This window comes from Rossellomorea sp. NRS-1567, assembly GCF_050467885.1.
Classification (GTDB): Bacteria; Bacillota; Bacilli; order Bacillales; family Bacillaceae_B; genus Rossellomorea; species Rossellomorea aquimaris_C.
This window is the reverse complement of record NZ_JBITPL010000007.1, coordinates 167,127-188,614: the sequence shown is the minus strand read 5'-3', so window position 1 is coordinate 188,614 and position 21,488 is coordinate 167,127. Positions and strand designations below refer to the sequence as shown.

The window sequence follows — 21,488 nt, the reverse complement described above, 5'->3', positions numbered from 1 at the left end:
AGCTTAGAAATAAGTTATGCGGATCAGTTGAAGGCAAGAGATCAATTTTCAAAGCAATATATGAACCAAAGAATTTTAATATATGAGCGGTTTGTCAAAAATGGTTCTGGATAAGGTACTTGATATTTTTTAGGAAAACAGGATTACCATCATAGGCTGGCGAATAGTCTAGAGTGAAAACAGGAGTTTCAGGAAAGGAGGATCTAATGAGACAACATAACAGTGAAAAGCAAAATTTGGTTCAAGACTTATACCGAAAGAAAAAGCGGGAGGGATCCTCCCATAGACTGTGGACGGTAATCCTGATTCTCTGTGTCATCCCAGTACTGATCCTCCTGGTGACGAGCGCATTATTCGATCTTGGTGTACCGTTGCCGGAGTTTTTCGGAAGATGAGAGATAGGACGTGGAAAAATGAAACAATTACTGATTGGATTGACTTGCTTATTGGTAAGTGCCATTCTATATGGTTCAGCCCTTATAACGGCAGCCATCTATTCCCGCATGTTGGGTGAAACGGATGGCCTAGGGTGGGACAGTAGATATGGAATATATGGGACAGCAATACGGGACGCTGGAGCATTCCCCCTTGTGTTGGCGGCTTTTACTGCGATCACCGGGATTACTTTGATCGTAGTATCCCTCAGGGGAAATATTCAAGTAGACAATAATTGAGAGGAAATCCCGATATGAGGCGGATCTACCGCAATCTATGAATAAAACGGATGTTGGTGAAAAAGGGGATAGACCGATGAAAAAACGCTGGATCGCAGCTGTACTGCTCTTGGTGGCCGTCGTAGTGGGAGGAGCTTATATCTGGGTAAGAGAGAATCCGCCAATGGAGATTGGCATGATTAGTCAGAATGAGGATGGGAAATTTGTCTTGGTTGAAGTAACCAATCATGGTTTCCGTGAAGCGAAAGTGGTGAAGGTCACAGTCAACAACGATGAAGCTCCTGAAAAAGTAAAGATGCAGGTCAGTAATCTTCTGAAAGGTTTCGTCCTTGGCGATGATGATCGGGATGAAAAAGTAGAATATAAGAACCTAAAGGATGTAGTCATCAATGGGGGATCTTCTCAGTCAGAACAAATGGAGAAATTAAATGATGGAACTGCGACGAAAGACGATACCATCTATGCCGTACATGTGTTTCATGACGAAGCAGTTAGTCGGGTGATGATCGAGTATCAGTACATGGGGATGACGTTTCATGAAACTGTGGAGGTCCCTTTTTAAAAAAGAGGATCTTTTTGAATGGAGAGAGGAAATGCCTCTCTTCATCTTGAAAGTAAAAGTAAATATGAAAATACAGGAGGGAAAAAAATGAACGCCAAAAAACTCTTACTCATGCAACTGGATGCCTGCCACACCGAAAATACCTGGTTTGTCTCACTGATCAATTCCATCCATGATCTCACCGGGGAACAAGCAAAGTGGAAGCCAAGTGAAGCCACCAACTCCATCTCTGAAATCGTCCATCATCTCATCTACTATAATCAGCGCCATTTAAATCGATTGAATGGGATCGAGAATGAAGAGAGTACAGGTGAGAGCACGTTTTTGAACAGGGAAGGTCTCAGTTGGGAAGAAACGATTGTGCGGATCGATCAATTGATGGCTGATTGGAAGAAAGCAGTTGAAGAGGCAGATGAAGCGAACGTGAATAACTGGGCTGATAGCATTGCCCACCTCACCATCCATACCACTTACCATGCAGGACAAATTCTTTATATTAGAAAGTTGCAGGGGTCGTGGGATCCGAAAGCGGGAGTGAAGGGATAACTTCTCCTCATTTCGACCAATGAAGAGGACTTCATGGCAAGTCCTCTTTTATGATTGTGCCACGTTCCTTCTCCCCAATCGCATCGATATCCCGATCGAGATCACGGAAAGAGTTACGATCATCCACACCACACCGGACCATTCGAAATGGTGATAGAAGCTACCGCTGACGGTACCGCCGACACTAGATCCAGCGTAATAGGCGGATAAGTAGAGTGCCGAAGCCTGTGCTTTATCGTGGACGGCGAGGCGTCCGACCCAGCTGCTGGCGATGGAGTGGCCGGCGAAGAATCCGTAGGTAAAGATGGCGATCCCGATGATTTTCACCCACAGATTCGGATGCAGGGTGATGAAGACCCCGGATAACATGATGATGAGCGACAGGGGCAGGATTCTTTTTTTCCATACTGATCGGCGAGCATCCCCATCCAGGTCGAGCTGAAGGTGCCGACGATATAGACGATGAAGATGAATCCGACAACGGTCTGGCTGAGTGAATAAGGTGGTGCGATCAGCTCGAATCCGATGTAATTGTAGAGGGAGACGAATCCGCCCATCAATAGAAAGCCGATGGTGAAGAGATACGTGAGTCCCGGCACTTTGAATTGGCTGAAGAGGGAGCCCGCCAACAATTTCAACTGGAAGGTCTGTGGTTCGAAATGGGCAGACCGGGGAAGCAGGACCATAAAGATGATGCTCGATAATAAACTGATGATCCCGATCCCCATCAAGGCAATATGCCAGCTGAAATAATCGGTAAGGACGCCGCTGATGATCCGACCGGACATTCCCCCGATGGAGTTTCCGCTGATGTATAATCCCATGGCCATCCCGAGACTCTTCGCTTCGATTTCCTCACCCAAGTAGGCCATGGCGACAGCTGGAAGCCCGACGAGCGTTATCCCGAGCAGGATCCGGCCAATGATGAGCATAGGGAAGCTTGATGCAAATCCTGTGCTGACGGCAAGGATGGAAGAGGCCAGTAACGAGAAGGTCATGACGGATTTTCTTCCATAGACATCGGATAATGAACCTGCGATTAATAGACTGATGGCGAGGGCAATCGTGGTGGATGACTGGCTGAGACTTGAAGTGGCTGGTGAGACATCGAACTCACTAGCGATGTCCGGAAGCAGGGGCTGTGTTCCCCACAGGATGGCAAAGGTGCTGAATCCGCCTGCAAACAGGGCGAGGTTTGCATTTTTAAAGGCCGGTGTTCCCCGTTTGATGTAATCCATGTAGCAAGACTCCCTTTCTACTAATCTTCTCTGATACCTTCATCATACCCCTCTTCAAGGAGCACTTCTAATTATGAAGCATGCTGTCATGAATCCGGTGTAAATTAAATTACATAAATGTTAAAAACAACCATTATCTGTTTGGCTCTCATCTCACGAGGTATATAACCAATGTACAAAGCAACACCATTTTCACTAAACTTAAGGAGGATTTTATTTATGGCAAACAGTAACAGCAATAACAAAAACAGTAACAATAGCAACAACAGTAACAACAAAATGAGTTACGAAGAAGCTGGCCGTAAAGGCGGCGAACAAACGGCGAAGAACCATGACAAAGAATTCTACCAAGAGATCGGTGAAAAAGGTGGAGAAGCAACCTCAGAAAATCACGACAAGAAATTCTATCAGGAAATAGGAGCCAAAGGTGGAAGCCAGTCCAGTAACTCCAGCAACTCGAATAACTCCAACAGTTCAAACAAGTCCAACAGCAATAAATAGCCACCGGATGGCTTCAGAAACACAAGAAGACCTGTCGATCGCCGACGGGTCTTCTTGTGTTTAATCTATTGATCATTCATAAGAAGCTAGGTCTGTAATACATTTTCTAATAAGGTTAGAGCTGAGTCGATATCATGATAGCTTTTCTCTGAGTCATGATGAGTGATGACAAATGAGTTTAATTCCTTGGAGAAAGAAACCAGCAATACGTCAGAATCATGTTCAGAAAATGACTGGGTGATATCACAATCTGAATAGGTTTGGAGCGTCTGCAAAATGGTAAGCAGCTCACGATTTTTTGACATTTTCTTGATCTCCTTTCTTTAAAAAGGGAAAGAATTTTTAATTTTTGGATTATTTTAACATACTATCAAGATGTTTGTAAGGGAGAAAAGTCGTGATTTTCACTTGGAAATATGTATGGATGAAGATTCTTTTAATGGTAGGGACTATAAATGAATACCATTCGTAAGCTCGACAAATAGTTGAGCTTCTTTTTTATATGGGATTGAGTTCACGGCTCTTTTTTGAAATAATTGGTAGTGACATAGTTTAGTAGGTTGTGATGAACATACGTTTAAGAATGAGGAGGGTGACGACTGGGAATTGGTAAGAAGTTATATTGAGACGGGGATTGTGAGAGGGATGCGTTAGAGGTCCGTCCCTGATTGGGCCGAAACAGGGTGAGCTCCTTTTTTATGGAATTGGTGATTGAGTTCATCACCATATTTTGAAATGATTGGTAGTAAAAGACTTTAGGAGGTTTCTATGAACGATAAAACATTTAAGCCGTTTCTTGATACATTTTTAGAAGCTTGGAAGAATTCATCTATCATAGAGTTGGAGACATTCATTTCGACTGATTATCAAGCCAGGGAAATCAGGGAGGGAGAAGTCGTTGATTTTGGCTATGAGGAATCGATCGAGGGCTGGAAGCAGGGGTTTGATTTTGTGAAAAAGCAGCGCGCAGAGTGGGAAATCTTCGAGGTGTCGATCATTCCTTTGAAGGAGGATGAAGTGATGGCAATTCTGTCTGCAACGATTGTGATGAATGGGAAAGCGCTGGAGACGTGTCACTTGTTCTTTGATACGTTTAAGAAAGTGGAAGGTGACGATTGGAAGTTGATGAGGAGTTACATTGAGGCAGGGGTTGTGCGAGGGACGGACCTCAAAACTTAGTGCTAAGAGTTAGTGTTCCTGGAGGATCGAGGTCCGTCCCTGATTGTGTTGGAGGCAATTCGCCGTTATATGGAGGATTTCGCCGTTAAAATTAAAATTTCGCCGTTATATTGGGAATTTCGCCGTTAAAATCTGATTTTCGCCGATAAATGGATGAGAAGGATTATGATGCAGGGGAAAGACGGGGGGATTTCTGTAAATGGGTGTATTTAGGACCGATTTTTTCGTGTGAGCGGCCCTTTTTACTGTGAAATCGATAGAAAATGGTACCAATAATGCAAGCTTTTCAGAAGGAATACATAACATGGGGTCGAATCATGGTGTAGGAACTGAATAAAAAGTAGTTTTTACTTTTTAAAAGAAATATTGTTACTGAATGAGAGAACTAATGAAATTTGTCTTTGTATTTGGACCTCAAGCGGTTGGTAAAATGACAGTCAGACAGGAGTTAGCTAAACGAACGGATTTGAAACTTTTTCATAATCATATGACAATTGATTTGGTCAGTCATTTCTTTGACTACGGCACGAAAGAAGGAAAGAGATTAGTCAATCTGTTTCGTCATGAGATATTTGAAGAGGTATCAAAGAGTGATTTGTATGGAATGATTTTCACTTACGTCTGGGCATTTGATATGCAAGAGGACTGGGATTATGTTAATCAAGTCTCTCAGTTGTTCGAGTCCAGGGGAGGCACTGTTTACTTTGTCGAGCTTGAGGCAGATTTAGAAGAAAGACTTGAGCGAAATAAAAGTCCTAATAGACTTGAACATAAGCCATCAAAAAGGGATATTGAATGGTCTGAGGGTGATTTGAAGACGTCGATGGAGACATACAGATTGAATTCTTTAGAAGGGGAAATCAAATATTCAAATTATATAAAGATAAACAATACAAACTTGAGTGCGGAAGAAGTGGCAGAGATAATCAAAGGGAAATTCCACTTATAATGATAGAAACGGATATACAAAATCGCAAGCATGGAGGTCCAAATGAAAACAGTCATAGCATTCAGCGGTGGAAAGGATTCCACTCTGGCAATATATAAAATTCAACAAAATCCGGAATACGAGATTGATTCATTGCTCGTGACGCTGACGGAAGGATTCGACCGGGTTTCGATTCACGGGGTCCGATATGGGATGTTGAAGCAGCAGTCGGATGCGCTCGGGATTCCGCTTAGGGAAGTCTGGATCCCGCAGGATTGCCCGAATGAGGTGTATCAGGAACGGATGGAGCAGGCGGTATCTGATATGTTGGGTGATGGTGTCACTCATATGGTTTTCGGGGATATTCACCTGGAGGATGTGCGGGCATATCGGGAGGAGATGCTTGAAGGGACGGGAATCAGCCCGGTCTTTCCGCTTTGGGGTCGGCCTGTCGGGGAGTTGAGCCGTGAGTTCATTGAGCTTGGGTTTCAAACCGTGCTCACTTGTGTGGATATGGATCAACTGCATCCATCTTTCGCAGGGAGAGTGTATGATGAAGCGTTCATACGGGATTATCCTGAAGAGACTCATGATATCTGCGGTGAAAATGGAGAGTTCCATACGTTTGTTTTCGATGGTCCAAACTTCGGGTTTCCGATCGAGTATGAATTGGGGGAGGAAAGGGTGACGCCGGATATTCAAACAGAGCGGGATCGTTTCTTATTTGTAGATGTTTTACCGATGAGACCAAAATAACCCTTTATGCAGGAGAGAAAGACCATTTAAGATGATAAAAGAAGCCGGCCAGTAAGAATTGACCGGCTTTACGGTTTACTTCAGATTGTTCGTTCCGATGATATCAACATTGACCTTTGGGGTAATCTTGACTTCTTGATAGTTTTCCTTCCACGTATCAGGATTCCAGGAATCATGATAGGTGACCGATAATTCCTCCCCGACTCCCAGCGCGTCACTATTGGCTTCAATCAATAGATCAGTGAGTTCCCGGGCTTTTTTAGTGAGTTCTTTTGAAGCGATTTTATTTAGGCTTTTAATATTTTTTGGAGTGGTCTCCTCATAATAACTTAGAACCCGTGCTTTCAGGTCCGTATTGATCGTACAGGTGACTTTTCCTTTCTCTTTTTTGACGTCCATTTTTGATGTGGCTTTATGGATGGCCAGGGTAAGGGGCTGACTGAATTCATTTGATTGTATAATTAATTTCCCTCGTTTTTTCAGCTGATTCATCATAATGATCAACAGGGAGGTTTGGCTGGTGGTGAGGGTGTGACCGGTAAACTTATCGTCGTTGAATAAAGCGGACCCCGCCAGTTTAAGCTTATCCTCCGTATCTTTTTTAATATAGGGGAGGATCATGTCCTTCTCTTTGGGGGTGTGGTGATTCCAGACAGTAAAGGTCGTTTCATCAGGGATATAGGCTTCTTCCACACCACCTATCAGCAGGTCATTCACCTCGAACACAATCGGACTGTCTTGTTTGTTTAAAGTGAGAATTTCATTTCCTGTCCCTTCACTAATGACGATGGATGAAGCGATATATCCTTTGACGGACCTGAAGAACGGCTCTAAAAGGGGCGCGATGCCTTTAGACTTTGCAAGGTCCTCCCCTACAATGATGATGAAGGCCTTTTCCACATCCATCTGACCGGATACTTTATTCTGAAGATCGATCTCAAGCTCGGAAACCGTTTCCTCTTCGGCTTCATAGAATTCATCCATTACCTCGAATTTTCCCCCGCCGGAACTTCGGATATTAATGGCGCGGACTGTTCCAAGGATCTTATCGGGATCTTCCGTCGTGTCAAAACTGATTCCGTTGACCAGCCGGCTGTCTTTTAACTGCCTTTGATCCCAGCACCCGGTCAAAAGAAGCAACGAACAGAATAGGAATGGTAATTTTCTCAATGGGAATCCTCCTTTATCTGTTTGTGTAAGAATCGTGAACATAGTAATAGCAGAAGCGGAATGGCGACTAAGACCAGATAGCTCATATATTCGATCCAAGTGGTATAGAGCTGCTTGGATTCAGGATCTTTCGGCGCCGCTATAAAAAGGAGGAATACTGCCAGGCTATTCATAAGTACCCGTTTCATTTGGTTGTCAGTAAATAGTCGCAGGCTTTTACTTGCCAAATAAATAAATATGATGATCGAAGCGGCCAGTGGAACGATCCAGATGGATATAAACAGTAGGTCGATCCGGTCGATCATTTGAAAATGGAGGGGCCGCAGAAAGTAGATGACGGGATATTTGATCTCTTCTAAAAAAGCTTCACTGAATATCAGTATGCATAATAGTACAAAGTAAGCCGTCAGCCCTGTGACAAAGACGTTCGCCCACGAAATCACCTTGAGGAAATCAGTTCCTTTTTTTTCTGCTAGTGGGTATAAAAAGAGAATCACTTCAAATCCCAACAACGTTAACATAGAATCACGGCTGCCTAAGGTAATATTCTTTAAGCCACTGCTTCCGAATGGGAGGATATGATGCAATTCCATCGGAAGAAGAAAGGAAAAAAAAGAAATCCCGAATAAAAAAAGAAATACAATAGAAATCACACCAAAAAATCTGGCGATGATCCGGATATCACTGATGGCTGCATATGTACAAGTCAGAATTATTAATAACCCTATGACCCAATAGGGAGTGCTAATGAGCAGATGCTCTTCAATGATGGATGTGAATTGCAGTAAAACGAACGTAGCAGCCCAGATGAAATAAATGTAAATAATCAGGTTCACAAATTTTCCTACTTGTTTTCCCAGCACAAATTGTGTGATTTCAGGATAGGTCAAACGTGGGAACCTTTTCAATAACAGCCATAACATGATGAGGACAAGCTGAATCATCACTCCGGCCATAAGGACTGAAATCCAGCCGTCTCCTTTACTGGTGGCTTGCAACGTATTGGGAAGGGATAGAATCCCGAAGCCGATTTGGGTCTGGGTCATCAAAAAAAAGATTTGCCGGTTCGTCAGGGAATTTGTCTTGGCCATGAGAGATTCCATCCCCCTTTCTGAATGTGAGCTAAGTTTGTTTCATAGGATGATTTCTTTTCTTCGATTTAATAAAGGTATCTTTCAGTTGATGGAAGTAAAATGGAGCGATTGATTCCAAATAAGGCTTTCCGAATGATTCCAGACGGCATAAATGTATCAATAATACGGCAAGGGCAAGGACGATTCCTAAAAAGCCAAAGAAATTAGCCGCAAGCATGATTGGAAACGCCATGATCCTTGCACCCGTCCCCATTTGATTGACAGGTGCAACAAAAGATGCAATCGCCGTCAGGGCGACAACGACGATCATCGTGTTGGATATAAAGCCTGCCTCTACGATTGCCGTCCCGATGACCAATCCGCCGACGATCCCAACCGTTTGAGCAATGGGGGAAGGGAGCCGGATCGCCGCCTCTTTCAAAAGCTCCAATACTATCTGCATGGCGATCGCTTCAAATAATGGCGGGAGCGGGACGTATTCGATCTGAACACGGATGGCGTATAGAATCCCAAGAGGCAGAATCTCTGAGTGGAAAGACACGATGGCAATATAGACAGCTGGTAAGCAGATCGCCACTAAAAGCTGAAGATACGGATGAGACGGAAAAATGATCCAATGATCCATCTGCTGTTATAGTCATCCGGTGATTGATAAAAGCTGAAAAAGGTGATCGGTGAAACAAGCACATGAGGATTTCCATCCACAATCACAAGTGATTTTCCTTCCAGTAAATAAGACGCCGCCCGGTCGGGTCTTTCCGTTGCTAATAGTTGGGGAAAGACAGAATAACTATTATCTTCAATCAATTCTTCCAGCTCCCCTGCAGATTGGAGCTCCTCGACCTCTACCGCTTCGATCCTCTCGATAAGGATGTCTAACGGACCATTATCCACCAATTCCTCCAAATAGACGACCGATACTTTGGTTTGTGTTTTAGACCCCAGAGTATAATTCTTTATTTGTAAAGAAGGATTTTTCACTCTTCGCCTGATCAAGAAGAGGTTTTTATTCATATTCTCCGTGAAGCCATCATGAGATCCTTTGATGATGTGTTCATTTTCAGGTTCCTGGATGGACTTATCATCACCGGCCGCAACGGGCATCAGAAGAACGGAAGCTACACCTTCCGTTAACAGGGCGCAGTTCCCCTCAAGGAGGCCGGTCACTGCCACTTCAAGATCAGTCGATCTACTATATTCGGCGTTTTTGATTACGGATTCAGGGGTGGCATCTCCTTTGGTTTCAAGAAGAGGCTCAATGATGTTTCGTTCGATCAACTTTTTATCGACCAGGGAATCGATGTAGAGTAGCTTGTATGGTTTGTCCAGAAAAATGAGATCCCTTATCTTCAAATCTTCCGTATGATAGAGGGCGGAGTGAATCTCCTCTATATTTTGTTCGATTGTGTTGACGATCTTTCCAGAAGAACTCATTCGTGATTCACCTGCCGCCTTTTGAGGGTTTACATTATTTTGCCTGAAAGGGGATATTTTATGTTCGGAAATAAGGGAGAATTTCGTGGATGGGGAATGGAACGAAAATATTGGTGTTCACTCATGAAACAAATGTATGGATCCGGGGACATATTGCAAAATAAGATAGATGACTTATCATATGTCTGATAAAGGTAAGATGAATCATATTGCTCATAAAGAGGAGTGAGTGAAATTGACAATACTTGTGACGGGGTTTAACGGTAAAGTAGGGATAGAAGTAGCCAAGAAATTGAAAGATCGGAATGTCTCCATGAAGTGCGCTGTAAGAAATGTTGAAAAAGCGAAAAATATTTATGGAGAAGATTATGCTTTTACAACGTTGGACTTGTCCGATACGGGGACGTTTGATGAGGCTTTGGATCAGGTCGATCAAGTATTTCTAATATATCCTCCAGGAGACAAACTGGAGTTTCAAGCGTTTCTCGAAGCGATGAAGAAGAGGGGAATCCAGCATATTGTTTACTTATCCGTCAAGGATGTGCAGTATCTTCCTTTCATTCATCATTATAAAAACGAAAAGATGATTAAAAAACTGGGCATCCCCTATACTTTCATCAGAGCCGGATACTTCATGCAGAATCTACAGGACTTTTTGGCAGATGAAATCAAAGAAAATAGAAGGATATTCATTCCTGCAGGAAAAGGGAAAACCAGCTTCGTCGATACAAGGGACCTTGCGGAAATTGCCATCCATGCTTTTCAACACCCTCTGGAGCATACGAATAAGAATCATGTCATAACAGGGGATCGGGCTGTCGATTTCTATGAGGTAGCCGAAATGATGTCGGCGATACTCGGGGAGAAGATCCAATACTCGAATCCTACAGTGAAGGAATTTAAATCTTATATGGTGAAAAAAGGTGAAAAAGAGGACTTCGTAAATGTGGTCATCGGGATTCATTTTCCAACTAAGTTGGGATTGGCCAAAGGAGTCACACATGAATTTAAGAAAATAACCAATACGGATTCCATTCGATTGGAACGTTATATAGAAGATTACCAGGGAAACTGGCAGTAAGACTAAGGGGAAGATATCATGGTTTGAGTCCACACATTAACCAGAATCCGTTGGATCATTACACAAAGGTCAGAAAAAGTTGATTACCTCAGCTCTTTCTGACCTATCCTAATTTCCTGTGAGAACGATTACTTCTAGATCCGTTTAAGGTGGTGAAAGAGGGACGGACCTCAAAGTGGTTCTTGAGTGGATACTGATAAGAAGAATCCTCCAATAGAGGTCCGTCCCTCAGGAGAAGAATGTGTTAACATTTAGTGGAAGGCAATTGTTTAGGAAGCATGTTGATTACATACAGTTATAGGTAAAGAGGGTTGAGAGATGGCAACCATTAAAGAACTTCAAACGAGGACTGAGATGGTTCAGGCCTATCGGGTGATGAATGAGTTATGATCCGATTTGTCGGAAGAAGCGTATCAATTTCTACAACAAATATCATATTTCCATTTGTGATTTGGTTATGTCATCCATCCACCGTTCCAAGGGATACGGAAAGCAGCTGCTGGAGTAAGTACATCAATTGGATGGTGAGCTCGGGGGAGAGTATATGGCTCTTGAGTCCGGGCTCGCAAGACGGGAGACCCACAGATTCTATGAAGAAAAGCTGGGATATGAGAAATGGTGTTATTCATTTCGAAAAAAAGTTGTCTTGAATATATAAAGGTCCGTCCCTCAAAACAAGGGACGGACCTCTAAATCAGCCTAATTCCGAATCAGGTAGTCGAATGCGCCTAGTGCGGCGTTCGCGCCTGATCCCATGGAGATGATGATTTGGTTGTATGGGCTGTCTGTACAGTCTCCTGCGGCGAATACGCCAGGGACGTTGGTGGCACCATGTTTGTCCACGATGATTTCACCGAATTTCGTGCGTTCCACAAGGTCGCCGAGCCAGTCTGTGTTTGGAACGAGACCGATTTGGACGAATACTCCCTGCAGTTCAACGTGTTTTTCTTCATGGGTATCACGATCGGTGTAGGTAATTCCATTCACCTTATCCGTACCGGTGATTTCCTGAGTTTGCACGTTTGTCAGCACGGTCACATTCGGCAGGCTGTAAAGACGTTTTTGCAACACGTCGTCCGCTTTCAGTTCAGGATTGAACTCAAGGACCGTCACATGCTTAACGATTCCAGCAAGGTCGATGGCTGCTTCGATTCCGGAGTTTCCTCCACCGATGACAGCGACATCTTTGCCTTCGAACAGTGGTCCGTCACAGTGAGGGCAGTACGCCACTCCTTTGTTCTTGAACTCCTGTTCACCAGGAACGCCGATGTTACGCCAGCGTGCACCTGTCGAGATGATCAGACTCTTACTCTTCAGGACCGCACCGTTTTCAAGCTCAAGCTCCACAAGGTCTTTTTTCTCAAGACGACTTGCGCGCTGAAGGTTCATGACATCGATGCCGTAGTCCTTCACATGCTCTTCAAGACTTGCGACAAGCTTCGGTCCTTCTGTGTGCTTCACACTGATGAAGTTCTCGATGCTCATTGTATCAAGGACCTGACCTCCGAAGCGTTCAGCGACGATTCCTGTACGGATGCCTTTACGTGCAGCATAGATCGCGGCACTTGCTCCTGCGGGTCCGCCACCAACAACAAGGACGTCATAAGGGTCTTTATCCGATAGCTCATCAGCACCGGGCCCTTCCACGATTTTAGAAAGGATTTCTTCCAGGGTCGTGCGTCCGCCGTTGAAGAATTCAGCATTCAGGTAGACAGCAGGAACAGCCATGACGTTCTTGCGTTCCACTTCTTCCTTGAAGGCAGCTCCGTCGATCATCGTGTGTGTGATGTTCGGGTTCAGGACACTCATGATGTTCAGTGCCTGCACCACGTCTGGGCAGTTGTGACAGCTTAGGCTGACATACGTTTCGAAGTGGTGTTCACCTTTGACACTCTTGATCTGTTCAATGACGCTTTGATCCACTTTCGGTGCTCTGCCACTGACTTGAAGGAGAGCAAGGACCAGGGATGTGAATTCATGTCCAAGAGGGATCCCGGCAAAAATGATGCCGGTCTCTTCACCAGGACGGTTCACGCTGAAGCTTGGTGTTCTTGTCAGTTCTGCTTTTTCTACGCTTATGCGTGATGACATGGAAGCTAGCTCTTCAACAAGAGCCAGCATGTCCTTCGAAATGTCATCGTCGCCTGCACTGACTTTCAGTACGATGTCGCCTTCCATCATCTGCAGGTACTGTTCTAATTGTGCTTTAATATCTGCTTCAAGCATGCTCAGCACTCCTTATAATTTACCAACTAGATCAAGGCTTGGCTTAAGAGTGTCGGAACCTTCCTGCCATTTAGCCGGGCAAACTTCGCCTGGGTTGTTGCGCACATATTGTGCCGCCTTGATTTTGCTTACTAGAATGTCTGCATCGCGGCCGATTCCGCCTGCATTGATTTCAACTGCCTGGATGATACCATCCGGATCGATGATGAATGTTCCGCGGTCAGCAAGACCATCTTCTTCATTTAATACATCGAAACCACGAGTGATGCGTTGTGATGGATCACCGATCATCGCATATTTGATTTTACCGATTTTTTCAGAGCTGTCGTGCCAGCCTTTATGTGTAAAGTGAGTGTCCGTAGAAACTGAATATACTTCTACGCCAAGCTCTTTAAGAGTTTCATAGTTATTTTGAAGGTCTTCAAGTTCTGTCGGGCATACAAATGTGAAGTCTGCAGGGTAGAAGCAGAAAATGCTCCATTGACCTTTCAGGCTTTCGTCTGTAACAGTGATGAACTCACCATCTTTGAATGCTTCTGCTTTAAATGGTACGACTTGTGAACCGATTAATGACATAGTGTAAATTCCTCCTAGTAGTTTGTGTGATTGAGAATCATTAATAGATTATAATAATTCTAATTCGATATTTATTATTATATATATGCGTTTCTTTGTCAAGGGAAAAGATTGAGGTTCTGATAGAAAGGAAGATGGAGTTGAAGAAACGATTGCTTGTCCTGTTTATGTTGATGTTCACCCTGCTTCCCGTCCATATTTATGCGGCATCACCATTTGTGATAGGGGAAGGAGAAGCGGGTGGTTATCAGTACACGGTCATAAAAGGAGAGAATGGGTTCACCTGGAAAATCGGTTATCAAGATCACGAGGTGACGATCGACGAGAACGAGGAAAATCAAGCTCACCTGGACCGTTTTCGAACGGCTGTGAATGATCTTGGCAGTCACAAATTCGGGCTCATTTTATCGATTTCTTACCTGATCATTGTCGGAATAACCACACTGATCTTTTATAAAAAAACCGAACATATACCTCGGGTAAGTGGGGTAATCATAGCCTGTTTGGCTTTGGGTGCGGTGTATTATGGCATTACGTCTTTTATAGGAATGCAGGCAGCATTAGAGGATGTGGGATATTATTACGTTAGCTTGACTGATTCATGAAGCATCGTCTGATGGCATGTGTACCAGGGTTAGATCCTCAATATTTTGGAAAAGGAATCGAAGTGGACGGATTAAGTGGGTGATTTGACTATCCACACTCGAAAAATCCTACTCAATCCCACTTTATGAACCAGTTTTCGTTACATATGACCTGGATTTATGATATATGAACCGGTTTCATCAGTTATGAAATATATGATCCTTTTGTCGAAAATACTCAGTTTTGTGAAGTGGTGCAGGATTAGAATACTACCTGTCGAAATAGAGCATGAAGAGGAATTCTCACGAAAAATACATAAAGATAAAGGAAAAGAGGTGAAGATACATGTATTCTACAGAAACCCTGCCAAATTGGTTTTGGCTCCTCTATTACTCTCTCATGCTAGTAACAATTGCATCAGCCTTCTACTCGATAAAAAAACAACAGGATATATGGAGGGCGATGATCACCATCTTTGTGACCCTTTCCATCCCGGTTGTCGGCTTTGTGAATGGAATTTATCGAGGGGAAAATCAGAATGAGTTGGAGCAATGGCTGATTCACCTGGGAAAAGGGGAGTTATGGGCTTTATATCTTCTGTTCGGTTATATTTATCTGATCGTTTGGTGGGGGTCGTTGATTCGGAAGCGGAAGAATGCGGGAAGAGTTAGTAGACATGGATAAGGATTAGGCCCGGCGGCAAATTAGGAGGGAGATAACATGACAAACATACTGCGTTACAACCTGTACCTTCTGGTTTTGTATTCAATCATATTCTATTTTTCCATCAGCCGATTGAATCTGTTTGGAGGTTTAACGCCTTTTATCAATCTGTTTACCATCCTCATCCTGCTCGGTTTGGGAATCTATTACCCCAGATTCAGTAGGGGCATTCGTGAGGAGAAGGTGAGCAGGATAAAATTGATTTGGAGAACGTCGTTTTTGGTGCTATTATTTGTGGTTCAAATGACTATGCATGTGATTAATAGCAGCATTCTTTATGTCATTGTCATTATTACGATGGTGATGATAGTGATGGATTTCTGGAGAGTACAAGGGCGCAGATCGTATTAAAACCCAGGGGTCAGTGATCATTGTTAGTTCTTAGAAGTTATAGCGGTGTTGATTATTTGAAAAGAAGCTGAGCCAAGGTGCCTGTCCCCTTGGTTCAGCTTCTTTTTTATACGTGGGCTTACTGATTTTTAGGCGCCCCTGGAGGATAATAGTAAGGTGGCACCTTTAGCCATCCTCTTTTGCGCATCGCTGTTTTCAGTTCCATCCCAAATACCATTTTTTCAGCCTGAAACCGTGCCCACATGAGACCCATATCATTGCGGATGCTTTGGCTCATGTTTGTGGCGCACATCACAATATTCGTGGCAATTTTAATGGAGATAAAGTTAGCGATTTCATCATCTGTCATTTTTGCCCCTAAGGGAATACTATTGGGGTCGGATTTAGGTCTGGTTTCTGAAGTTTTCGAAAGGGGTATGCCTTCTTCTACCATGAATTGTTGAAGTATTTTCAATTGATGTTCCCCAAGATTCTTTGATTTGTTAATGAGTTGGATTAACTCGTTGTCTGTTGTTGTATTTAATGAAGCTTCAAGGACAGGAACTTCTTCTGCCAAGGCAGTGAAATAAAGCCAACATCCCATCGCTTCACCGATATGTGGAGGTGACTTTGGTTCTGTATCAAAGGTGGTTCGCAGGTAATCAAAAGCTGTTTCAAAGAGATTCTGCATTCATTGTCCTCCTTTTTTTACTACCATTGTTGCCAATTATCCTCCTTTTAATCTGTTGTTATTTATTTGAGGAAGTGACCAGGAACATCGGAACTGAAAATCGAGCCAAGGTACCTGTCCCTCTGGCTCACTCTGGCTCTCCACCCCTATTCTATAATATGTATTTTAATAATACGGTTCGAATCATAAATCCAATGACGAGTCCTGGGATGATTGACAGCATTGGAAGCCAAATCGGTCCGAAGAATATACCGAAAAGTGGGTGAGGTGAGTACATGATACCAACCGTGACAGAGTAGGCACCAAAAGCAAATGGAAGATAAGAGAGTGGTGGATTTTCTCCGTCTGCCCATTTATACGCATCATACATGGCATACATATAGACACATGGATAAAACATGATCCATTGATAATCAATGACCTTCGCAGCCTCCTGGATCCTGTTAAGAAAACTAAACATGATAGAAAGGTTAAACGTACTCATACTGTTTATGACAAATTCCAAAAGAATAAAAAGAAACCCTTTCGCTACTTGCCCATTTAATAACTGGCCAAAGCCAGGAAATGCGATGCTCCAAAGGACCGCTTCTAACTTTTGAGTCTTTTTCATGTTATCAAACCTTTAGGTTTACTTTTTTATTATGCGCTTTTCGATTTGTCCATGCCCTTGACTAGTGCAACAAGGCTCCTTATGAGAAATAATGTGAAACTGACATATCTAAACGTATGAAAAGGCGCCTATTTTTTCCACTGAATTAAGCGTGTGTTCTTTACAAGGTACAACTGAGTTACACTCATCGGAACACTCCTAGATAGGTTGAAGATAGTATGACTAGAGGCAGCATACATTATTCTTTAACTTATCCTAAGTGTAATAAGACAGAACCCATATGATTATTTTAAACAGGGCTCTTTCAAAATATAGGGTTATACATAATATTAGAGTCGTGGGTCATGTTAAAAGAAACGAATGAGATTACTAGGAGGTCTGAGGATGGATCGTGAGGAAATAATACCCATTACTTCATCTGAACTAGGGAACTTGTGGATGACGTATCAAGAGAAAACGATGATGATGAGATTTCTGGAATACTTTCTTGAACAGGCTGAAGAGGTTGAGATTAAACACATTTTACAGTTACATTATGAACGAGTTACCGAATGCGTAGGCGTCGTGACAGATATTTTCAAACAGGAAGGGGCAGCGATTCCTGTGGGGTTTACTGAACATGATGTGAACAAAGGGGCTCCTAAGTTATTCGACTTTCATTATGATGTCATGTATTTGCACTTGATGTCCAAGATCGAAACGAACCTTTATGCACTCTATTCCACGATGTCATATCGCAAAGATATTCGACAATTATTCAGACGACTGACAATGGAGGCACAAGAAGCTTATGACCAAACGACGCATCTACTACTGGAGAAAGGAGTTCTTTCCCGCCCCCCTTATGTATCGATGCCGAAAGAAGTGGCGTTTGTACAAAACAAAAAGTATTTAACCTCGTTGAACTTGCTTTCAAATGAAAGGTCGTTGAATACGATTGAACTTTCACTTATCCACCATGCGATTGAGACGAATCTTACAGGGTTGCAATTAATGATAGGGTTTGCACAAGTGGCTTCTGATAAATCTGTACGTAATCATTTTGTTCAAGGAATGGAGCTAGCCAAGAAAGTTGAAACATCACTGGGTGAATTTTTAAGAGATGATTTCATTGAACCTCCAGCGACTCATGCGGGGAAAGCGACAGCTTCAACTGTTTCTCCTTTCTCAGATAAGATGATGATGTATAACACCAGTTTGTTAACGACATTTGGACTTGGAAGTAACGCCATTGGCGGTGCGTTTAGTTTGCGAAATGATTTACCTGCTAAGATGTCACTCCTTGCAAAGGACATTTATGATTTCGCCAAACAGAGTGGAAAAATCATGGTCAAAAAGGGTTGGATGGAAGAACCACCTCAGGTTGAAGATCGAAGGAAATTGACTAAGGGATAATAAGTGTGTGGGTAGAAGGTTGATTAATCTGAATTTCAGGGGGATTGTGGAATCAGATCCAGGAAACCAGAAATGGGGATCAGCCCCCATAAAAAGGCAGCCGTCTTTCAAAACGGCTGCCTTTATCCATATATTCTTTTATCGCGAATGAAGTTTTACAATTGAATCTATTATTTGGTCCCAGTCTTCACTATGAATCTCATGCCCTGATCCATCAAGAGGCACTAATTCAGCATGTGGTATGGCTTTCTCAAGGGCAAGACCGTGTTCGTATGGCAGAGCCGGATCTTCCGTGCCGTGTATAATGAGAACAGGTACTCTGATCTCATTCATTCTATTGTAATAAGCGCCTCCACCTTGCAGCAGGGCATGATTAAATCTGCTCGGCAGCTGTTTGGCACGGTCATACTCCCTTTCAGCCAGTTTAACCATTCTTTCCTGTTCATAAGGCTTGGAACCAGCTAATGTTCTCCATCCATCCGCAAGATAGGGAATGGCCACTCCCCGGTTTGACCAATCGATGGAAGCACTCTTCGCATGGTGATCGAGTATGCGCTGATCCATTGGAGGCAGTTCTTCCATCACGGTTCCGAATACACTTGATGCAAGGAGTGTAAGGGTCCGCACGCGCTCAGGATATTTCAAGGCAAGAACCTGGCCGATCATACCGCCCAACGACATTCCAACGATATGAGCTTTATCTATGCCATAAGCAGTCAGAACACCGGCTGCATCGTCAGCCATATCGGTTACGGTATAGTGGGAAGTACCAGGAGGGTAAATGGTTGATCGCCCCAAATCCCGATGGTCGTACCGAATGACAAACACTCCTTGATCAGCGAGTCGGAGACAGAAATCCTCATCCCACCAATCTAATGAAGACATCGAACCCATGATCAATAGCACAGCAGGGTCATTAGGGTTTCCGAAACTTTCTGTACAGATTTCCACATTATTTATGTTCACCATTTGTTCTCTCATTTTTTTACCTCCGTATGATTTATTCTCTATTCGCTGTTATGAAGACGTAGATGAATAAACTCTTCTGGAGCATGATAGGCGACCCCATTCATTATCATCGTATGCGAATCCACTTGATCATCATGACGAGGCCTCCTTTTCCCTTTTTGTAAAACGGTTATGATAACTATATATATGACTATAACATATAGGGTTCAGCAGAGATCAGCGGATTAGCCATGTTTCATAAAGAAGGTTTAACAAGCTATTTCAATACTAAAGAAGCATTAATCCTTGTTCTCATGATGGATTTGAGGGACAAGGAGTATCCTGAAGTCGTGATTGATCCGGTCGTGAAGGTTGAAATCATTAAGCATGGATTTATTAATGAATTTGGTTATTAACGAAAAAGGTTTACTCAGTTATGACTTAAAGAAGGAAGATAGGCAGTCTATTGGTTCCTCTGGTTTACCCGATCCCAAAATCGGCAATCCTTAGGACATATGTCCTTTCGCAATAATCCGTCCTCCTATTTAATAGAACAAAGAATAGGAGGATGAACGATGAAAGGTGCTTTATTTGCGCTGCTTGGTGGACTTTGCATCACCATGCAGGGGATATTCAATGCAAGGATGAGTGACGCGATCGGCGGGTGGCATACGACTTCGATGGTTCATCTTGTTGCCTTTGTGATTGCGATGACGATATATATGAAAGTAAGAGATGGAAAAGGAAAGAGCTTCAGGCAGGTACCGATCCTGTACTTGATCGGAGGTAGTTTCGGTGTGATCGTGGTGTTTTCGGAACTGACGGCGATTCACATGATCGGACCGGCATCGGCGATTGCGATCCTTCTTGTGGCACAGATCGGGACGGCATTCCTCATCGAGTCACGGGGATGGTTCGGGGAGAAGAAGATCCCGGTTACGCCGAGGCAGGCAATTGGCCTCTCGATGATGCTTGCAGGTGTCGTCCTTTTCCAATTGTAGAAGAAGGAGTCAAATGATGAAAGAAATACAAAGTGCTGAGCCAGACCATTATATAAAACAATTCGACCTGGATGAGTTATTTCCAGCGGATTTCAGAAAGCATATCAAGGTGTATTCTTTTGAAAAAGGGGACAATCTTTTTTCGACGGGGGAAGAGCTCGATGAACTGTACTTTCTCTTGGAGGGGAAAATCAAGATTTTCACCCATACACCTGAGGGGAAACTGCTGATCAACCGGTTCAAGCGACCCCTTGCCCTGATCGGGGATGTGGAATATTCAAAAGGCACTGCTGTACTCAACTCGGTGGAAGCCGTCACGGACGGGGTGTTCTTATCGGTTCCTTTCTCGGATTTGGCAAAACTGGAGAAGGGGCATCCTGCTATCATGCGCTTTTTGTTTGATACAGTGGCCCACAAGTTTTACACGGAATCTCATATAACGAGCATGCACATGTTGTATCCCGTCGAAGTACGCCTGGCAAGCTATTTGCTATCCATTTCCGAAGCGGGCGAAGGGACCATGTTCCATCAGGAGATGCATACGTCCAATCTCATGGAGCTCGCCGAATGGATCGGCACGAGCTACCGTCACCTGAACCGGGTACTTAAGAAGATGACAACCGACGACCTCATCGAACGGGTCAACGGGTCCATCACCATCAAAGATCTTGAAAAACTCAGCATCCTTGCGAAAGGAAACATCTATGAATAAGGAGGGTCTCAAATGATCGGAATCGTACTCGCCATCGTGGCAGGAATCCTAATCAGTTTACAAAATGTATTCAATGCAAGAGTCAGTGAAAAGACAGGCCCATGGGCAACGACGAGCCTGGTACTTGGCCTCGGTCTCGTCTGTTCCCTGCCGGTCTTTTACACAATGGAAGATAAAAGTCTGCTGGACTTCAGCGGGGTAAATCCCGTCTTTCTGTTCAGCGGGGTGTTCGGCGTCGGCATCGTGTTCTTCCTGATGAGGGGAGTCACCTTGATCGGTCCCGCCTATGCGATCTCGATCGCGCTTATTTCTCAAATTACCATTGCTTTTATCGTCAACACAGGTGGATGGTTCGGTTTTGAACCGTCTGCACTTTCCTGGGAGAAGATTCTTGGGATTGGGTTGTTGATTGGCGGGGTGTTGGTTTATAAGTTGGAAAAGCGGACGGATGCTAAAGTGGATGACATACGAGAAAGTGTGGGAGCGTGAAGGCTTTACGCTTCAGAAAAGTGGCCACTCCCTAGGCAG

25 protein-coding genes and 3 pseudogenes are annotated in these 21,488 nt (G+C 43.6%); 18 read left to right on the top strand and 10 right to left on the bottom strand.

Annotation, left to right across the window (positions count from 1 at the left end; genetic code table 11):
* Positions 1-206: 206 nt before the first annotated feature.
* The 4 genes from ACIFOD_RS05560 to ACIFOD_RS05545 all read left to right on the top strand — a co-directional run bounded on the left by ACIFOD_RS05560 (position 207) and on the right by ACIFOD_RS05545 (position 1,782).
* Positions 207-395, top strand: a complete 189-nt coding sequence (locus tag ACIFOD_RS05560; protein ID WP_430313801.1) for a hypothetical protein — start codon at positions 207-209, stop codon at positions 393-395.
* Between the two features lie 18 nt (positions 396-413).
* Positions 414-674, top strand: a complete 261-nt coding sequence (locus ACIFOD_RS05555) for a phosphatase (protein WP_430313799.1) — start codon at positions 414-416, stop codon at positions 672-674.
* A gap of 76 nt (positions 675-750) precedes the next feature.
* Complete coding sequence (locus tag ACIFOD_RS05550; protein WP_430313798.1) at positions 751-1,236, top strand: hypothetical protein; 486 nt, start codon at positions 751-753, stop codon at positions 1,234-1,236.
* An 87-nt stretch (positions 1,237-1,323) separates the two neighbouring features.
* Entirely contained in the window at positions 1,324-1,782 is a 459-nt protein-coding gene (locus ACIFOD_RS05545) for a DinB family protein (RefSeq protein WP_430313796.1), read from the top strand.
* Between the two features lie 48 nt (positions 1,783-1,830).
* Here the strand turns inward: ACIFOD_RS05545 and ACIFOD_RS05540 are convergent.
* Positions 1,831-3,020 (bottom strand): annotated as a pseudogene (locus tag ACIFOD_RS05540) (MFS transporter).
* Between the two features lie 219 nt (positions 3,021-3,239).
* Between ACIFOD_RS05540 and ACIFOD_RS05535 the strand changes: the two are divergent.
* Positions 3,240-3,470, top strand: a pseudogene (locus ACIFOD_RS05535) (KGG domain-containing protein); the annotation flags it as partial.
* A gap of 137 nt (positions 3,471-3,607) precedes the next feature.
* Here the strand turns inward: ACIFOD_RS05535 and ACIFOD_RS05530 are convergent.
* A complete protein-coding gene (locus ACIFOD_RS05530) occupies positions 3,608-3,826 on the bottom strand; it encodes a hypothetical protein (protein WP_430313795.1) in 219 nt (72 codons plus the stop codon).
* A gap of 463 nt (positions 3,827-4,289) precedes the next feature.
* Between ACIFOD_RS05530 and ACIFOD_RS05525 the strand changes: the two genes are divergently transcribed.
* The 3 genes from ACIFOD_RS05525 (at position 4,290) to ACIFOD_RS05515 (ending at position 6,384) form a co-directional block, all read left to right on the top strand.
* Positions 4,290-4,700 carry a DUF4440 domain-containing protein gene (locus ACIFOD_RS05525; protein WP_430313794.1) on the top strand — a complete coding sequence of 137 codons (411 nt, stop codon included), beginning with the start codon at positions 4,290-4,292 and terminating at the stop codon, positions 4,698-4,700.
* A 388-nt stretch (positions 4,701-5,088) separates the two neighbouring features.
* The gene (locus ACIFOD_RS05520) at positions 5,089-5,649 is read left to right on the top strand and encodes an AAA family ATPase (protein WP_430313793.1); all 561 of its coding nucleotides are present in this window, start codon (positions 5,089-5,091) and stop codon (positions 5,647-5,649) included.
* Positions 5,650-5,691: 42 nt separating this feature from the next.
* Positions 5,692-6,384 (top strand): hypothetical protein, encoded by a 693-nt coding sequence (locus tag ACIFOD_RS05515; protein WP_430313791.1) that lies wholly within the window; start codon positions 5,692-5,694, stop codon positions 6,382-6,384.
* 75 nt (positions 6,385-6,459) lie between these two features.
* Here ACIFOD_RS05515 and ACIFOD_RS05510 read toward each other — a convergent pair whose 3' ends face one another.
* From ACIFOD_RS05510 to ACIFOD_RS05500, 3 genes and pseudogenes are all read right to left on the bottom strand, one after another.
* The gene (locus tag ACIFOD_RS05510; RefSeq protein WP_430313790.1) at positions 6,460-7,554 is read right to left on the bottom strand and encodes a Ger(x)C family spore germination protein; all 1,095 of its coding nucleotides are present in this window, start codon (positions 7,552-7,554) and stop codon (positions 6,460-6,462) included.
* Positions 7,551-8,645: a GerAB/ArcD/ProY family transporter gene (locus tag ACIFOD_RS05505; protein WP_430313788.1), complete on the bottom strand. Its 1,095-nt coding sequence runs from the start codon at positions 8,643-8,645 to the stop codon at positions 7,551-7,553. Before ACIFOD_RS05505 ends, ACIFOD_RS05510 begins: the two co-directional genes overlap by 4 nt.
* A gap of 31 nt (positions 8,646-8,676) precedes the next feature.
* Positions 8,677-10,082, bottom strand: a pseudogene (locus ACIFOD_RS05500) (spore germination protein).
* 229 nt (positions 10,083-10,311) lie between these two features.
* Here ACIFOD_RS05500 and ACIFOD_RS05495 point away from each other — a divergent pair.
* Together ACIFOD_RS05495 and ACIFOD_RS05490 are read left to right on the top strand one after the other, a co-directional pair.
* Positions 10,312-11,163, top strand: a complete 852-nt coding sequence (locus ACIFOD_RS05495; RefSeq protein ID WP_430313787.1) for an SDR family oxidoreductase — start codon at positions 10,312-10,314, stop codon at positions 11,161-11,163.
* Between the two features lie 379 nt (positions 11,164-11,542).
* Complete coding sequence (locus ACIFOD_RS05490) at positions 11,543-11,671, top strand: hypothetical protein (protein WP_430313786.1); 129 nt, start codon at positions 11,543-11,545, stop codon at positions 11,669-11,671.
* Positions 11,672-11,862: 191 nt separating this feature from the next.
* Here the strand turns inward: ACIFOD_RS05490 and ahpF are convergent, their stop codons facing one another.
* Together ahpF and ahpC are read right to left on the bottom strand one after the other, a co-directional pair.
* Positions 11,863-13,389: an alkyl hydroperoxide reductase subunit F gene (ahpF, locus tag ACIFOD_RS05485; RefSeq protein ID WP_430313785.1), complete on the bottom strand. Its 1,527-nt coding sequence runs from the start codon at positions 13,387-13,389 to the stop codon at positions 11,863-11,865.
* 12 nt (positions 13,390-13,401) lie between these two features.
* Positions 13,402-13,965 (bottom strand): alkyl hydroperoxide reductase subunit C, encoded by a 564-nt coding sequence (gene ahpC / locus ACIFOD_RS05480; protein ID WP_397554154.1) that lies wholly within the window; start codon positions 13,963-13,965, stop codon positions 13,402-13,404.
* A 140-nt stretch (positions 13,966-14,105) separates the two neighbouring features.
* Here ahpC and ACIFOD_RS05475 point away from each other — a divergent pair, with 140 nt between their 5' ends.
* From ACIFOD_RS05475 to ACIFOD_RS05465, 3 genes are all read left to right on the top strand, one after another.
* Positions 14,106-14,570, top strand: coding sequence for a geobacillin-26 family protein (locus ACIFOD_RS05475; protein WP_430313783.1), 465 nt, complete (start codon positions 14,106-14,108; stop codon positions 14,568-14,570).
* A gap of 325 nt (positions 14,571-14,895) precedes the next feature.
* Positions 14,896-15,234: a hypothetical protein gene (locus ACIFOD_RS05470; RefSeq protein ID WP_430313782.1), complete on the top strand. Its 339-nt coding sequence runs from the start codon at positions 14,896-14,898 to the stop codon at positions 15,232-15,234.
* A 36-nt stretch (positions 15,235-15,270) separates the two neighbouring features.
* Positions 15,271-15,624 carry a hypothetical protein gene (locus tag ACIFOD_RS05465; protein WP_430313781.1) on the top strand — a complete coding sequence of 118 codons (354 nt, stop codon included), beginning with the start codon at positions 15,271-15,273 and terminating at the stop codon, positions 15,622-15,624.
* Positions 15,625-15,742: 118 nt separating this feature from the next.
* On the opposite strand, the gene ACIFOD_RS05460 is transcribed toward ACIFOD_RS05465, so the two are convergent.
* Both ACIFOD_RS05460 and ACIFOD_RS05455 read right to left on the bottom strand, forming a co-directional pair.
* Positions 15,743-16,294, bottom strand: a complete 552-nt coding sequence (locus ACIFOD_RS05460; RefSeq protein ID WP_430313779.1) for a DUF3231 family protein — start codon at positions 16,292-16,294, stop codon at positions 15,743-15,745.
* 151 nt (positions 16,295-16,445) lie between these two features.
* Complete coding sequence (locus tag ACIFOD_RS05455; protein WP_430313778.1) at positions 16,446-16,904, bottom strand: hypothetical protein; 459 nt, start codon at positions 16,902-16,904, stop codon at positions 16,446-16,448.
* 384 nt (positions 16,905-17,288) lie between these two features.
* On the opposite strand from ACIFOD_RS05455, the gene ACIFOD_RS05450 reads away from it, so the two are divergent.
* Entirely contained in the window at positions 17,289-18,299 is a 1,011-nt protein-coding gene (locus ACIFOD_RS05450) for a DUF3231 family protein (protein WP_430313777.1), read from the top strand.
* Positions 18,300-18,437: 138 nt separating this feature from the next.
* Here the strand turns inward: ACIFOD_RS05450 and ACIFOD_RS05445 are convergent, their stop codons facing one another.
* On the bottom strand, positions 18,438-19,280 hold the full coding sequence (locus ACIFOD_RS05445; protein WP_430313776.1) for an alpha/beta fold hydrolase: 843 nt from the start codon (positions 19,278-19,280) through the stop codon (positions 18,438-18,440).
* A 218-nt stretch (positions 19,281-19,498) separates the two neighbouring features.
* Between ACIFOD_RS05445 and ACIFOD_RS05440 the strand changes: the two genes are divergently transcribed.
* From ACIFOD_RS05440 to ACIFOD_RS05425, 4 genes are all read left to right on the top strand, one after another.
* A complete protein-coding gene (locus tag ACIFOD_RS05440) occupies positions 19,499-19,663 on the top strand; it encodes a hypothetical protein (protein ID WP_430313775.1) in 165 nt (54 codons plus the stop codon).
* A 159-nt stretch (positions 19,664-19,822) separates the two neighbouring features.
* Positions 19,823-20,248, top strand: coding sequence for a DMT family transporter (locus ACIFOD_RS05435; RefSeq protein ID WP_430313774.1), 426 nt, complete (start codon positions 19,823-19,825; stop codon positions 20,246-20,248).
* A 16-nt stretch (positions 20,249-20,264) separates the two neighbouring features.
* Positions 20,265-20,960 carry a Crp/Fnr family transcriptional regulator gene (locus ACIFOD_RS05430; RefSeq protein ID WP_430313773.1) on the top strand — a complete coding sequence of 232 codons (696 nt, stop codon included), beginning with the start codon at positions 20,265-20,267 and terminating at the stop codon, positions 20,958-20,960.
* 12 nt (positions 20,961-20,972) lie between these two features.
* Positions 20,973-21,449 carry a DMT family transporter gene (locus ACIFOD_RS05425; RefSeq protein WP_430313772.1) on the top strand — a complete coding sequence of 159 codons (477 nt, stop codon included), beginning with the start codon at positions 20,973-20,975 and terminating at the stop codon, positions 21,447-21,449.
* The last annotated feature ends 39 nt before the right edge of the window (positions 21,450-21,488 follow it).